Raw genomic sequence first — 14251 nt, 5'->3', positions numbered from 1 at the left:
CCATGCGCCTTGCTCCCATGCGACTCCTGCTCGCCGCCGCGTTGCTCGTCTCCTGCGCTCCCGCATTGACCCAGCACCCCCCGACCAAGCCCATGCCCTCCGTCCCCGACACCTTCCTGCGTGACTACGCCGAGACGCGCCGCTTCATGAGTGGCCGTCCCCTGGCCGCCCGCATCACCCCCGACGAGAAGACCGTGCTCTTCCTGCGCGGCCAGCCCCGCGCGCCCATCCAGACGCTGTTCGCCTTCGACGTGGCGAGCGGCGAGGCCCGGGAGGTGCTCACCCCCGAGTCCATCCTCAAGGGGGCCGAGGAGACGCTGTCCCCCGAGGAGAAGGCCCGCCGCGAGCGCATGCGCGTGAGCGCCCGGGGCTTCACCTCGTACCAGTTGTCCGAGGACGGCTCGAACATCCTCGTGCCGCTGTCCGGCAAGCTCTACCTGGTGGAGCGCGCGAGCGGAAAGTCCCTGGAGCTCAAGACGGGCGAGGGCGTCGTGGATCCGCGCTTCTCCCCGGACGGCAAGCACGTGGCGTACGTGCGCGACAACGACGTGTACCGCCTGGAGCTGGCCACCAACACGGAGCGCCGGGTCACCAAGGGGGGCTCGCCCCTGCTCACCCATGGCCTGGCCGAGTTCGTCGCCCAGGAGGAGATGCGCCGCTACTCCGGCTGGTGGTGGAGCCCGGACGCGCGCTTCATCGCGTACACGGAGTCGGACACATCGGGCGTGGAGAAGCTCTCGCTCATCGACGTGATGCACCCCGAGCGGGGCGCGGACACCCCGGCCTATCCCCGCCCGGGCAAGGAGAACGCCAAGGTGCGCCTGGGCGTCATCCCCGTCGGGGGAGGCAACACGGTCTGGGTGAAGTGGGACGCGCAGGCCTACCCGTACCTCGCCACGGTGGTGTGGCCGAAGAAGGGGCCGCTCACGCTGCTCGTGCAGAACCGCACCCAGACGGAGCAGAAGCTGCTCGCGGTGGATCCGGCCAACGGCACCACGCGCGAGCTGCTCACGGAGAAGGATGACGCCTGGCTCGAGCTGGAGCAGGCCTTCCCGCTGTGGCTCGAGGATGGCTCGGGCTTCCTCTGGTACACGGAGCGCAACGGCGGTCCCGAGGTGGAGCTGCGCGGCGCGGACGGCTCCCTCACGCGCTCGCTCGTGAAGCCGGAGGCGGGCCTGCGCGAGTTCGTGCGCTACGTGGAGAAGGAGGGCGTGCTCTACTTCAACGGCGGGCCCATTCCTTCCGAGAGCTACCTGTGGCGCGTGAAGGACGGCGGAGCCCCGGAGCAGGTGCGTCCGGGCACCACGGGCGAGGCCGTGGAGACGGGGACGGTGTCCAAGTCGGGCGCGCTGCTGCTCTTCACCCACTCGAGCCCCACGTCGATGCCGCGCACCTACGTGGCGCGCGCGGATGGCTCGCGGGTGGGGGAGCTGCCCTCGGTGGCCGTGGAGCCGCCCTTCACGCCGCGCGTGGAGTACCGCGAGCTGGGCCCGTTGATGTTCCAGTCCTCGCTGGTGCGCCCGCGGGACGCGAAGCCGGGAGAGAAGCTGCCCGTCATCGTCGAGGTGTACGCGGGCCCCACCGTCACCGTCGTCCACAAGAGCATGGCGCCGCACCTGCTGTCGCAGTGGATGGCGGACCAGGGCTTCCTCATCGCCCGCTTCGATGGCCGGGGCACGCCGCTCAGGGGCGCGCAGTGGCAGCGCGCGGTGCACCTGGACTTCTCCGGCGTGACGCTGGAGGACCAGGCCAGTGCCGTCCACGCGCTCGCCGCCGTGGTGCCCGAGGTGGACGAGGCCCGCGTGGGTATCGAGGGCTGGAGCTTCGGTGGCTACATGGCCGCGCTCGCCGCGCTCAAGCGTCCGGACGTCTTCAAGGCGGCCGTGTCCGGGGCGCCCGTGGTGGACTGGCTCGACTACGACACCCACTACACCGAGCGCTACCTGGGGCTGCCGCAGCAGCACCCCGAGGCCTACGAGAAGAGCTCCCTGCTCACCTACGCGCGCGACGCGGACAAGCCCCTCTCCAAGCTGCTGCTCATCCACGGCACCGCGGATGACAACGTGTACTTCTTCCACACGCTCAAGCTGTCCGACGCGCTCTTCCGCGCGGGCAAGTACCACGAGCTGTTGCCGCTCAGCGGGCTGACGCACATGGTGCCGGATCCGCTCGTCACCCAGCGCCAGTACGAGTGGGTGATGGGCCACTTCAAGCGCCACCTCCAGCCGTAGGCGGCCGCTTCACGCACCCTCGTGGAAAGCAGAAGGCCCGGCTCCTCTCACGAGGGGCCGGGCCTTCTGTCTTCAGGCCATCTGCCGTGAGCAGTGGCTGGGGGCTTTCAGGTGCTGGCGCGCACGTTCTGCGCCTGCAGGCCCTTGGGGCCGCGCGACACCTCGAACTCCACCTTCTGCCCCTCGGCGAGGGTGCGGAACCCATCCATGTTGATCGCGGTGTGGTGACAGAACACGTCCTCACCCCCCGAGTCCTGCACGATGAATCCGAAGCCCTTCGCGTCGTTGAACCACTTCACGGTGCCAGTTGCCATTGATGCTTCCTCGTCAGGAACCGGTCTCATCGAGACCGGTTCGTTGCCCGTCCCCCGTCCGTCGGGTGACTCCGGATATTTTTGGCGGGCAGCCGAAGGGCTGTCTAGTCGGCTACCCCGTTTTCCGGACTAGTGGCGTCTGACGGTGTTTCAAATTTCCAGCAGGAGCCGAGTGGGATCCTCGATGCAGTCCTTGATGCGCACGAGGAACTGCACCGCCTCGCGGCCATCGATGAGGCGATGGTCGTAGGAGAGGGCGAGGTACATGATGGGCCGGATGACGACCTGGCCGTTGCGGGCCACGGGGCGCTCCACGATGTTGTGCATCCCCAGGATGCCCGTCTGGGGCGGGTTGAGGATGGGGGTGGAGAGCATGGAGCCGAAGGTGCCCCCGTTGGAGATGGTGAAGGTGCCGCCCTGCAGATCGTTCAGGGTGAGCTTGTCGTTCTTGGCGCGGACGCCGAAGTCACCGATCTTCTTCTCCATGTCGGCGAGCGACAGGGTGTCGGCGTCGCGCAGCACGGGCACCACGAGTCCGCGCGAGCCGCTCACCGCCACGCCGATGTCGTAGTAGCGCTTGAAGACGACGTCCTCGCCGTCGATCTCCGCGTTGACCTGGGGGAAGGTCTTGAGCGCCTCGATGGCGGCGCGCACGAAGAAGCTCATGAAGCCGAGCTTCACGCCGTGCTTGGCCTGGAACTTCTCGTTGTACTGCTTGCGCAGATCCATCACCTCGCCCATGTCCACCTCGTTGAAGGTGGTGAGGATGGCGGCGTTGGACTGGGCCTGCAGCAGGCGCTCGGCGACGCGGCGGCGCAGGGGCGTCATCTTCACGCGCTCCTCGCGGTCCGCGCGGGGGCGGGGGCCGGAGGGAGCGGCGGGGGCCGGAGCGCGCGCGGGCTCGGCGGCCGGACGGCTGAGCTGGCCGAGCGCGTCCTCCTTCATGATGCGGCCACCGGTGCCGCTGCCCTTGAGCTGGGCGACGTCGAGGTTGTTCTCCTCGACGATCTTCCGGGCGGTGGGCGTGATGCGCGTGTCGGCGGCGGCGCTCGGGGCGGGCGCGGCGGCGGGGGCGGGAGCGGGCGCGGCGGCGGCTTGCGGCGCGGGAGCCGAGGCGCTGGCGCTGCCACCGGCCTCGATGGTGCCGAGCACATCACCCACGCGCACCTTGTCGCCCTCCTTGAAGGCGATGGTGGCGATGGCGCCGGCGGCGGGAGCGGGCACGTCGATGGTGACCTTGTCGGTCTCCAGGACGACGAGGGGCTCGTCCGCGGAGACGGACTCACCCTTCTTCTTGTTCCACTTGCCGACGACGGCTTCGGTGATGGACTCGCCCAGGGGCGGGACTTTCAATTCAACGGCCATTCTTGGTTCCTCGGAGGATGGCTTCCTCCACGATGAGCTGCTGCTCCAGTTTGTGCGTCTGGGTGAAGCCGGTGGCGGGGCTGGCGGCCTCCGCGCGGCCGATGTAGCCCAACTTCACCGGATTCTGTCCCCGGGTGGCGACGAGGTCGTGCAGGCGGGGGAAGATGAAGTGCCAGGCACCCGAGTTGCGCGGCTCCTCCTGGACCCAGAACAGCTCGGTGAGCTTGGGCATCTTCGCCAGCAGGCCCGACAGTTCGTCGAAGGGGAAGGGGTAGAGCTGCTCCACGCGCACGATGGCGATGGAGGTGTCCTTGCGCGCGTCGCGCTCCTTGACGAGGTCGTAGTAGACCTTGCCCGAGCACAACAGCAGCCGGGTCACGCCCGCGGGGTCCACCTTGTCGGCGATGACCTCCTGGAAGGAGCCCGTGGCGAGCTCGTCCAGCTTGCTCGTGGCCTCGGGCAGACGCAGCATGCTCTTGGGCGACATGACCACGAGCGGCTTGCGCAGGGGGCGCAGCACCTGGCGGCGCAGCAGGTGGAAGATCTGCGCGGGCGTGGTGGGGTAGACGACCTGGATGTTGTCCTCGGCCGACAGGTTCAGGAAGCGCTCGAGCCGGGCGCTGGAGTGCTCGGGGCCCTGGCCCTCGTAGCCGTGGGGCAACAGCAGCGTGATGCCGCTGAGCCGCCGCCACTTGCTCTCACCCGCGGCGATGAACTGGTCGATGATGATCTGCGCGCCGTTGGCGAAGTCACCGAACTGGGCCTCCCAGATGGTGAGGCCGTCCGGCACGTCCAGGCTGTAGCCGTACTCGAAGCCCAGCACGCCCATCTCCGACAGCGGGCTGTTGTGGATGTCGAAGCGGGCCTTGCCGGTGGGGAACTGGTTGAGCGGCACGAACTCCTTGCCCGTCTGCACGTCGTGGAGCACGGCGTGGCGGTGGCTGAAGGTGCCGCGCTCCACGTCCTGCCCGCTCAGCCGGACGACGTAGCCCTCGGACAGCAGGGTGGCGTAGGCGAGCGACTCGCCCTCGCTCCACTGCAGCTCCTCGGTCTGCACCATGGCCTGGCGCTTCTTGATGACGGTGCGCTCCACGTCGCGGTGGATGTTGAAGCCCTCGGGGACGTGGGCGAGCTTGCCGAGCATGCCGCGCAAGGTCTCCTTGTCCACCGCGGTGCGCACCTCGGGCACGCCCGCCTCGGGTCCACCCTTGTAGGGCTTCCACAGGCCGTCGAGCGCGTTGGGCTCCTTGAACTGGCTCTCCGCGCGGGCGCGGCTGAGCGCCGCGTCGAACTCCTGCATGCAGCGCTGCTTGAGGGCCTCGGCCTCCTCGGCGGACACCCGGCCCTGGCTGGCGAGCTGCTGCGCGTAGAGCGTGCGCACCGTCGGGTGCTTGCGGATGATCTCGTACATCTCCGGCTGGGTGAACGACGGCTCATCGCCCTCGTTGTGCCCGTAGCGCCGGTAGCACACGAGGTCCACGACCACGTCGCTCTTGAACGTCTGCCGGTACTCGGCCGCCAGCCGCCCGATGTGCACGCACGCCTCGGGGTCGTCCCCGTTCACGTGGAAGACGGGCACGTCGAGCATCTGCGCGAGCGCGGTGGAGTAGATGGAGCTGCGCGACTCCTCAGGGTCGGTGGTGAAGCCCACCTGGTTGTTGATGACCAGGTGCACGGTGCCGCCCGTCTCGTAGCCCTGCAGCCGCGAGAGGTTGAGCGTCTCGGCCACCACGCCCTGGCCGATGAAGGCCGCGTCGCCGTGGATGAGCACCGGCATCACCCGGGTGCGCGAGCCGTCCCCGCTGCGATCCTGCTTGGCGCGCACGCGCCCCTCCACCACCGGGTTGACGGCCTCCAGGTGGCTGGGGTTGAAGGCCAGCGACAGGTGGATGCCCTGGCCGCCGCGCGTGGTGTGGTCCGAGCTGAAGCCCATGTGGTACTTCACGTCGCCCCGGCCCATGTGCTTCTTGGGATCCTGCGGACCGTCGAACTCGCTGAAGATCTGATCCGGCTTCTTGCCCAGGATGTTCGTCAGCACGTTGAGGCGGCCGCGGTGGGCCATGCCGATGACGACTTCCTTGAGGCCCATGCCGCCGCCCACCTCGAGCAGCGCGTCCATCATGGGCACGAGCGCCTCGCCGCCATCGAGCGCGAAGCGCTTGGCGCCGATGTACTTGGTGTGCAGGAAGTTCTCGAAGCCCTCGGCGTAGGAGAGCTTGGTGAGGATGTGGCGCTGCTCCTCCACCGGGAACTCGGTGCGGTTCTCGGTGTACTCCATGCGCTTCATCAGCCAGCGGCGCCGCTCGCTGTCGAGCATCTGCATGAACTCCACGCCGATGGAGCCCGTGTACGTGCGGCGCAGCCGCCCGAGCAGATCCTTGAGCTTGACGCGCGCCTCGGGGAAGACGCTGAAGCTCTCCACCAGCTGCTCGAGTTCGGCGGGGGTGAAGTGGTTGTCGTCCACCATGCCCACGTCGGCCACGTGCTCCAGGGACGGGCGCGGCCGGCGGAGCGGATCCAGGTTGGCGCGCAGGTGGCCGCGCAGGCGGAAGGCGGAGATCGCCTGATCCACCCGGGCCTGCAGCTTCATGTCCTGCTCGAAGGCCACCGTGGGCCGGGTCTGCGGGGCGAGCGCCTGGGCGGCGACGGGGGCGTTCTTGCCCGGCTTGCCGTCCTTGCCATCCTTGCCCGGCACCACGGGGGCGGGCGGCTCGATGGGCGTGGGGTTGAAGATGGGGCGACCGGCGCCGTTGGTGCGCTCGAACACCTCGCGCCAGCTCGCGTCCACACTGGACGCGTCCTCGAGGTAGCGCGCGTAGAGCCCCTCGATGAAGTCGATGTTTCCACCAGAAAGATACGAGTCCTGGAAATTCGCCATGGCGTGCTGTCTTTTACTGGAAGGCCGCCCCGTTGGGGGGTTTTCGGCAAGATTTATTGGGAGTGCCCTCGCCCGCGCCTACGATTGGGGTCCCCAGGAACAGCAGGTTTCATGCGCGGCGTGAGCACAACTTCACCTCTAGATGACCGCTGGCCGGCCCGGGGGCCGCCGGATTCGGACGTCTTCCTGGCTTACCCGGGCCTCGGGGAGTGGTAAACCCCCTGGGACTCTCACTTTCTTTCGTCAGAAAGGCCTTCGCATGTTGCTGCAGGGCAAGAAGCTCCTCATCACCGGAGTTCTCACTCCCCAGTCCATCGCCTACGGCGTCGCCGAGCACGCGTTGGAGCAGGGCGCGGAGATCATCCTCACCGGGTTCGGCCGGGCGCGCTCGCTCACCGAGCGCAGCGCCAAGCGGCTCAAGGAGGGCACCGAGGTGCTGGAGTTGGACGTGTCCAACCCCGAGCACTTTCCCGCCCTTACCGAGGCGCTGCGCCAGCGCTGGGGCCGGGTGGACGGCGTGCTCCACGCCATCGCCTTCGCTCCCGAGAACGCCCTGGGTGGAAACTTCCTCAACACCCCCTGGGAGAGTGTCCAGACGGCGTTCCGCATCTCGACCTTCTCCCTGAAGGAACTGGCCGTGGCGGTGCTGCCCCTGATGTCCAAGGGTGGCTCCATCGTCGCGCTGGACTTCGACAACCGGGTGGCCTGGCCCATCTACGACTGGATGGGCGTGTGCAAGGCGGGCCTGGAGTCCGCGGTGCGCTATCTGGCGCGGGATCTGGGGCCCAAGGGTATCCGGGTCAACGCTCTGGCGGCCGGGCCGCTGGCCACGGTGGCGGCCAAGGGCATTCCCGGGTTCAAATCCCTCCAGCAGGGGTGGGGTCGTCAGGCCCCTCTGGGGTGGGACGCGCGCAACAGCCATGATGCGGTGACGCGGACGGCTTGCGCGCTCCTGTCGGATTGGATGCCCTCCACCACGGGGGAGATGATTCATGTGGACGGCGGCTATCATGCGATCGGTGCTCCGCCGGTGGACCCTCATGAGGACGAAAAGGAGGAGAGCGGCCAGCCGGGCTGATCACCCTCGGCTGGTTGATTGCTGTGCGGCGGGAGAAGCTCACTCCTCCCCCCGAATTCCATGTTTCGACCCCCCCCGGCTTTTGCTGAGAGGCGAGGTCACGGTACAGTCTCCAACGTTTCCTTCAACCGGGTCCCGAAACTTCGTGGCCCGGGCGGAGCCCTGGGTTTGAGCGCCAACATCCTCCTCGTGGATGACAGCCCGACCGTTCGCAACATCCTCAAGATCTACCTCATGAATTTGAAGATGGGGTTCGTCGAAGCGGAAGACGCGACACGGGCGTTGCAGCTCCTCCGGCTGGTGCCGGTCAAGCTCGTCATCGCCGATATCAATATGCCTGGTATGGACGGCATCACTTTCGTGAAGCAGGTCCGAGCGAGCCCGCTGTCTCAGGTTCGCGATGTGCCCGTCATCCTGCTCACGGGTGAGCGCGGCGGCGACCTGCGTCAGCGCGGTGTCGAAGCCGGAGCCAATGCCTTCATCAACAAGCCGGTTTCCCATCACGACCTGACGGAAACCGTGCGTAAATTCCTCACCCAGAATTGAGCGTCGAGCCGTGAGCCTTCCGTCCCTGCTCCTTGTCGATGACAGTGATGCCATCCTCGCGCTCGAGCGCGCCATCCTCTCCGGCCATTACGCGCTGAACACGGCGAGCAATGGCCGGGAGGCCCTGGAGAAGGTGGCCCGGGTCCAGCCGGCCGCCATCCTGTTGGACCTGTCCATGCCGGAGATGGACGGGGACGAGGTGCTCAAGCGGGTGAAGGCGGAGCCGACCACCGCCGACATCCCGGTCATCATCATCTCCTCGGAGACGAGCCGGGCGGAGTCCTGCCTGGCGCTGGGCGCGGAGCTGTTCCTGTCCAAGCCCTTCCGGGCCGACGAGCTCTTGAGCGCGGTGGAGAACGCGCTGGAGAACGCGCGGCGCCGGGCACGCGCGGGCTCGCTGGCCCTGTTGCGGCTGTCGGTGGGTGGCCTGGAGTTCGCGATCCCCCTGGAGAGCGTGCGTCAGGTCATCCTCCAGCCCACCACGCGCCCCCTGCCCCTGGGGCCGGGCTACATCTCCGAGTTCTTCGAGCTGCGGGGCCAGCCGGTGTGCGTGCTGGACCTGGCTCGCCGGCTCGAGGTGGATCACCGCGAGCCCGTCGAGGAGCGCAAGCTGGTCATCCTGGAGCTCGGCGGGGTGCAGCTGGCGCTGAGCGTGGACGCGGTGCAGGACCCCGAGGAGTATGCGGCCTCGGACATCGAGCGGCGCGAGCGCGTGGGCGGTGTCGGCCACGGAGAGCTGCGCGATGCCCTCATGGGCATGCTGCGCAGCGGAGACCGCTCGGTTCCCATCTTCGATCCCAAGGCATTCGCCACGCAGGAACTCTTGCGCGAGGCGGTGGACGTGCTCCGTCCGGCGCGTAGCGCATGAGTGGAGGTGTGGGGGTGGATTCACAGCTGGTGTTCGAGCGGGCGCGGGAGTTCGTCGCGTCGTGCACGGGCTTCCGGGACACGGCCATCTCACCCACGGCGGTGGATCGCGTCGTGCGCATGGAACTGTCGCGGGGCCGTTCGCCCTCGGAGCTGATGGCGGAGATGCACCGGCCGGGCTCCGCGTTCGAGCGGGCGCTGCTCGACGCGGTGCTGGTGGGAGAGACGTACTTCTTCCGCCACCCGGAGCAGTTCCGTTTCCTGGCGACCGAGGCGGTGTCCGCGGCGATGCGCCGGGGCACCATGACGATGCGGGCCTGGAGCGCGGGATGCGCCTCGGGCGAGGAATCCTATTCGATCGCCGCGTGTCTTCTGAACATGGTGACGCCGGGGGTGCAGGTCGAGGTGCTTGGCACGGACTTGCACGAGGGCCGTCTGGCGTTCGCCCGCCGGGGCGTGTACGGCAACTGGTCGCGCCGCGAGTCGGGTCCGCTGCTGTACCCCGTCTACCAGGAGACGGCCGAGGGCCGGGTGAGCGTCATCGATTCGGTGCGCGCCGTCACCCACTTCGCCCAGTCGAACCTGTTGGAGCCCCTGGCCGAGAAGCACGGCCAGTTCGACGTCATCTTCTGCCGCAACGTGCTCACGTACTTCTCGCCCGAGGCGGTGCATCAGGCCGTGCGCCATCTGGCGCGGGTGCTCGTGCCGGGTGGTTACCTGCTGCTGGGCACGGTGGAGATGGACAACGCGCCGGCGGGGCTGGTGCGGGTGGGGCCTCCTGAACTGCAGGCCTTCCGCCGCCCGACGCCCCAGGAACTGGCGCCCCCACCCAAGCCTCCGCCTCCCGAGCCTCCGAAGATCGCCCTTCGCGTGCCGCCGCCCCCTCCGGCTCCCGCGCCGCCCGCTCCCTCTCCGGTGAGCCTGCACACCGAGGCGCTGCAGCGCATCGAGGGCGGCGACGAGTCCGGCGCGGCCAGCACCCTGGAGGCCCTGCTGCAACAGTTCCGGGACTATCTGCCGGGCATGTTGGAGTTGGCTCTGCTGCGTGAGCGGGCCGGGGCGCGAGAAGCGGCCTTCGCGCTCATGCACAACGTGCGCGATTGTGCCGCGCGACTCCCTCCGGATCAGGTCGTCGAGGGGCCTGAGCCGCTGCCTGCCCGCTTCTACAGGGCGTCCGCCGACGCCTTCCTCACGTTGGGATCCATCGAATGACATCCACCCCCCGAGGCCCCGAGGAGGTTCAGGACCAGGAGGTCCGTACCCTCCTGGACGAGCGCGCGAACCGTCTGCGCGGACGCTCCGACAACACCACCGACGAGTCCGTGCTCATGGTGGCCGAGTTCCCCCTGGGCGAGGAGCGCTACGCCATCCCCCTGGACTCGCTGCGCGCGGCGCTGCCCCTGCGCCTGGTGACGCCGGTGCCCCTGTCCCAGCCGCACGTCATCGGCGTGCTGCGCTATCAGGGCCAGGTGCTCGCCGCGCTCAGTCTCGCCGCGCTCCTGGGCGGCCATGGCTGGCGGCAGGATCCCGCCGTGTTGCTCGTGGTGGAGCGGGGTGACGGAGAGCTGTGCGCCCTGGACTGCGAGGCCATCCCCCGTCCGCTGAGCATGCCCACCACGGCGGTCGAGGCGGCTCGCGCGCAATCCGAGGGCCCGGTGACGCAGGTGCTCATGAGCGGCTCGCGTCAAGTCATCCACCTCATCGATCTGCCGCGCCTGTTCGCGAGCACTTCCGGGACACGCAATGTCGGTTGACCCCATGCTGCAGAGCCTCGTGGCGGGCTTCTCGTCCGAGGCGCAGGAAGTCTGTCAGAAGGTCACCTTGGACCTGCTCGAGCTGGAGCGGGAGGGCTTGGACAACGAGGCCCTGGGCAAGGTGTACACGCGTCTGGCGCGCCACCTGCACACCCTCAAGGGCAGCGCCGCCAGCCTCGGGCTGCAGGACCTGAGCTCCATCGCGCACAAGCTGGAGGATGCCCTCGCGCCGCTGCGCAAGGACATCAAGCCCATGCCGCGGCCGCTGGTGGACCTGCTGCTGCACGGGTTGGATCTCTTCCTCCTGCGGGCCCAGGCCCACGCGGACGGCCGCGGCGACGCGCTGCCGGATCCCGCGGCCGCCCTGGCCCAGCTCGTAGCGGATGCGCCTCCTCCGGAGGAGGCCGCGGCGGCCACCCCGGCCGCTTCCGCGAGCGCGAGCGCGCCCTCCACCGCTTCCGCCGCGAACGCCACCGCCGCCGCCGCCAGCGCGGCCATGGCGGACGAGGACGTGGACGCGGGCTGGCGCGTGGCCTCGCACCAGGTGACGGCGCTCATGCGCGAGGTGGAGCGCCTGCGCGAGTTCCGCATGCGCCTGGAAGACCGGTTGCGCGACATCGGCAAGGTGGTGGAGCTGCTGTCGGCGCGCGAGCTGCTGGCGCCCACGGCCCGGGCACGCGCGACGCTGGCGTCGGTGACGGCGGGCGTGCGCGCGGACGGCCACGAGGCGTCGGACATCGTGGACAGCCTGGAGGAGGGCCTCAAGTCCATCACCACGCGTCCGGTGCGCACCATCCTCGAGCCCTTGCAGCGCATGGTGCGCGACCTGTCGCGCCAGCTCGGCAAGTCCTCGCGCCTGTCGGTGGTGGGCGCGGAAGTGTCGCTGGACCGCCGGCTGCTCGAGAAGCTCCGGGGCGCCATGGTGCACCTGTTGCGCAACGCGGTGGACCACGGCATCGAGATGCCCGACGAGCGCGAGCGCGCGGGCAAGCACCACGAGGGCGCCCTCACGCTGCGCGTGGAGCAGCAGGGCAACATCCTCTTTCTGGAGCTCATCGACGATGGGCGCGGCATCGACGTGGCGGCGGTGCGCGCGTCGGCCGAGCGCAAGGGCCTCATCACCGCGGACGAGGGCGCGCGCATGCATGAGACGCAGATCCGCGACCTCATCTTCCGCCCCGGCTTCAGCACCCGCACGGACGTGACGGACACGTCGGGCCGCGGCGTGGGCCTGGACGCGGTGCGCGCCGCGGTGGAGTCCATGCAGGGCCGCATCGAGGTGCTGAGCACCAAGGGCAGTGGCACGCGCTTCGTGCTCACCATCCCCATGGAGCTGGGCAGCTCGCCGGTGCTCACGGTGCGCGCCATCGACGCCTCGGTGGGTCTGCCCATGCTGGCGGTGGAGTCCACCCAGCTGGCCACCGCGGAGAACCTGCGCATCGGCCGCAACAGGACGCAGCTGGACTACAACGGCCAGCTCGTGCCGGTGACCGACCTGGGCGCCCGCATGGGCCTGCGCGCCGCGGCGCCTCCCTCCGAGGGCCAGCCCCTCATCATCGTGCAGAGCGGCGGCAAGCGCATGGCGCTCGCCGTGGACGCGGTGGTCGGAGACCGGGACCTGGTCATCCGTCCGCTGCCCGCCGAGGTGCGCGAAGTGCCCTCCTACCAGGGCGCCGCCATCCTCAGCCGCGGCGAGCTGCTGCTCATCCTTCGCCCCGGTTGGGTGGTGACCGACACCGCCCCCCAGACGGTCGCCATGCCGACGAGCCGCCGGGCGCTCGTGGTAGACGACTCCCTCACCGCACGCGCCCTGCACCGTGCCATGCTGGAGGCCGGTGGCTTCACCGTCCACCTGGCGGCCAGTGGAGCGCGCGCCCTGGAGCGGTTGCAGGCGGAAGAATACGACGTGATCATCTGCGACCTTGAAATGGAAGAGATGAACGGCACCGAGGTCATCGCCCGCCTGCGTGGGCAGCCGGACACGCGGGACATTCCCGTCATCCTCGTGTCGGCCAATGACAGCGCGAGCGCGCGTTCCCGTGGCCTGGCGGCGGGAGCGGATGGCTACCTGAGCAAGCGCGAGTGCGCCGCGGGCCGTCTGCTCTCCGAGGTGCTGGACGTGATGAGCCGCAGGGGGGCCCGGGCATGAGTGGTGGGAAGGAGCCCATCCGTGTGCTCGTGGTGGATGACTCGCCCACCATGGCGGATGCCGTCAGCGCCCTGCTGACGGATGATCCGCGCATCGAGGTGGTGGGGCGCGCCAACACGGGAAGCCGGGCGGTGACGCTGGCGCGCCTGTTGCGCCCGGACGTCATCACCATGGATCTGCTCATGCCGGACCTGGATGGCCCGGCGGCCATCGCGGCGATCATGGCCGAGGCGCCCGCGCGCGTCCTGGTGGTGAGCGCCGTGGCGGACCAGCGCAACCTGGAGGTGTGCTTCCAGGCGATGAGCGCGGGCGCCCTGGAGCTCATCGGCAAGCCGAGCGTCATCAGCGGCGAGGAGCTGCGGCGCTGGGGCCGGCAGCTGGCCGAGTCGGTGTGTCTGATGGCGGAGGTGCCCGTCATCTCCCGGCGCCTGCGCGTCTCCAGCCCGCCGCCGCCCGTGTCGGGCGCCCGGGTGGACATCCTCGGCATCGCCGCTTCCACGGGCGGGCCGCCGGCCCTGTCCGAGGTGCTCTCGCGCCTGCCCGCGGACCTGCCCGTGCCCATCGTCATCGCCCAGCACATCACCGAGGGCTTCACCCCCGGCATGGTGCGCTGGCTCTCCCAGGTGACCTCGCTCAAGGTGGTCATCGCCCGGGAGGGAGAGCGCGTGGAGGCGGGCAAGGTGTACTTCCCGGCGGACGGTCACGACCTGACCATCGAGGGCAACGGCGTGGTGCGCATGACGCGCACGCGCGGCGGGCCCTGTCCCTCGGGAGATCTGCTGTTGTCCTCCCTGGCGCGCACCTATGGCAGTCGCGCTGGCGGAGGGGTCCTCACCGGCATGGGAGAGGACGGCGCCCGCGGCCTGCTGGACATCCGCAAGGTGGGCGGCGTCACCTTCGCCCAGGACGAGGCCACGTGCGTCGTCTTCGGCATGCCCCGGGTGGCGCTGGAACTGAAAGCGGCGGACCGGGGCGTTCCCCTGTCCTCCATTCCCGACATCATCCGCATGAGCTGCCGCCGCGGTCCCATGCCGAACCGCCCTCCCGGTCCGGAGGGCGTGGTTTGAAC

At 69.4% G+C, this 14251-nt stretch carries 11 protein-coding genes; 8 read left to right on the top strand and 3 right to left on the bottom strand.

The window, feature by feature from the left end; genetic code table 11:
• Nucleotides 1–17: 17 nt before the first annotated feature.
• Nucleotides 18–2231 (top strand): DPP IV N-terminal domain-containing protein, encoded by a 2214-nt coding sequence (locus F0U63_RS41370; protein ID WP_395848507.1) that lies wholly within the window; start codon nucleotides 18–20, stop codon nucleotides 2229–2231.
• Nucleotides 2232–2338: 107 nt separating this feature from the next.
• Here F0U63_RS41370 and F0U63_RS41365 read toward each other — a convergent pair whose 3' ends face one another.
• The 3 genes from F0U63_RS41365 to F0U63_RS41355 all read right to left on the bottom strand — a co-directional run bounded on the left by F0U63_RS41365 (nucleotide 2339) and on the right by F0U63_RS41355 (nucleotide 6788).
• Complete coding sequence (locus F0U63_RS41365) at nucleotides 2339–2545, bottom strand: cold-shock protein (RefSeq protein WP_395839306.1); 207 nt, start codon at nucleotides 2543–2545, stop codon at nucleotides 2339–2341.
• 150 nt (nucleotides 2546–2695) lie between these two features.
• On the bottom strand, nucleotides 2696–3910 hold the full coding sequence (odhB, locus tag F0U63_RS41360) for a 2-oxoglutarate dehydrogenase complex dihydrolipoyllysine-residue succinyltransferase (protein WP_395839304.1): 1215 nt from the start codon (nucleotides 3908–3910) through the stop codon (nucleotides 2696–2698).
• Entirely contained in the window at nucleotides 3900–6788 is a 2889-nt protein-coding gene (locus F0U63_RS41355) for a 2-oxoglutarate dehydrogenase E1 component (RefSeq protein ID WP_395839302.1), read from the bottom strand. Before F0U63_RS41355 ends, odhB begins: the two co-directional genes overlap by 11 nt.
• Before the next feature lie 259 nt (nucleotides 6789–7047).
• Here F0U63_RS41355 and fabI point away from each other — a divergent pair, with 259 nt between their 5' ends.
• The 7 genes from fabI (at nucleotide 7048) to F0U63_RS41320 (ending at nucleotide 14249) form a co-directional block, all read left to right on the top strand.
• Nucleotides 7048–7866 carry an enoyl-ACP reductase FabI gene (fabI, locus tag F0U63_RS41350; protein ID WP_395839300.1) on the top strand — a complete coding sequence of 273 codons (819 nt, stop codon included), beginning with the start codon at nucleotides 7048–7050 and terminating at the stop codon, nucleotides 7864–7866.
• A 168-nt stretch (nucleotides 7867–8034) separates the two neighbouring features.
• Nucleotides 8035–8412, top strand: a complete 378-nt coding sequence (locus F0U63_RS41345; protein WP_002622982.1) for a response regulator — start codon at nucleotides 8035–8037, stop codon at nucleotides 8410–8412.
• A 10-nt stretch (nucleotides 8413–8422) separates the two neighbouring features.
• Complete coding sequence (locus F0U63_RS41340) at nucleotides 8423–9280, top strand: response regulator (protein WP_395839298.1); 858 nt, start codon at nucleotides 8423–8425, stop codon at nucleotides 9278–9280.
• Nucleotides 9277–10491: a CheR family methyltransferase gene (locus F0U63_RS41335; RefSeq protein WP_395839295.1), complete on the top strand. Its 1215-nt coding sequence runs from the start codon at nucleotides 9277–9279 to the stop codon at nucleotides 10489–10491. Before F0U63_RS41340 ends, F0U63_RS41335 begins: the two co-directional genes overlap by 4 nt.
• Nucleotides 10488–11033, top strand: a complete 546-nt coding sequence (locus F0U63_RS41330; RefSeq protein WP_395839292.1) for a chemotaxis protein CheW — start codon at nucleotides 10488–10490, stop codon at nucleotides 11031–11033. Before F0U63_RS41335 ends, F0U63_RS41330 begins: the two co-directional genes overlap by 4 nt.
• Nucleotides 11023–13182: a response regulator gene (locus F0U63_RS41325; RefSeq protein WP_395839290.1), complete on the top strand. Its 2160-nt coding sequence runs from the start codon at nucleotides 11023–11025 to the stop codon at nucleotides 13180–13182. Before F0U63_RS41330 ends, F0U63_RS41325 begins: the two co-directional genes overlap by 11 nt.
• Complete coding sequence (locus tag F0U63_RS41320) at nucleotides 13179–14249, top strand: chemotaxis protein CheB (protein ID WP_395839286.1); 1071 nt, start codon at nucleotides 13179–13181, stop codon at nucleotides 14247–14249. The genes F0U63_RS41325 and F0U63_RS41320 overlap by 4 nt, the downstream gene beginning before the upstream one ends.
• Nucleotides 14250–14251 lie beyond the last annotated feature (2 nt).

Origin of the sequence: Cystobacter fuscus (genome assembly GCF_044360685.1) — a bacterium.
GTDB classification, from domain to species: Bacteria; Myxococcota; Myxococcia; order Myxococcales; family Myxococcaceae; genus Cystobacter; species Cystobacter fuscus_C.
This window is presented reverse-complemented; position numbering and strand designations above follow the sequence as displayed.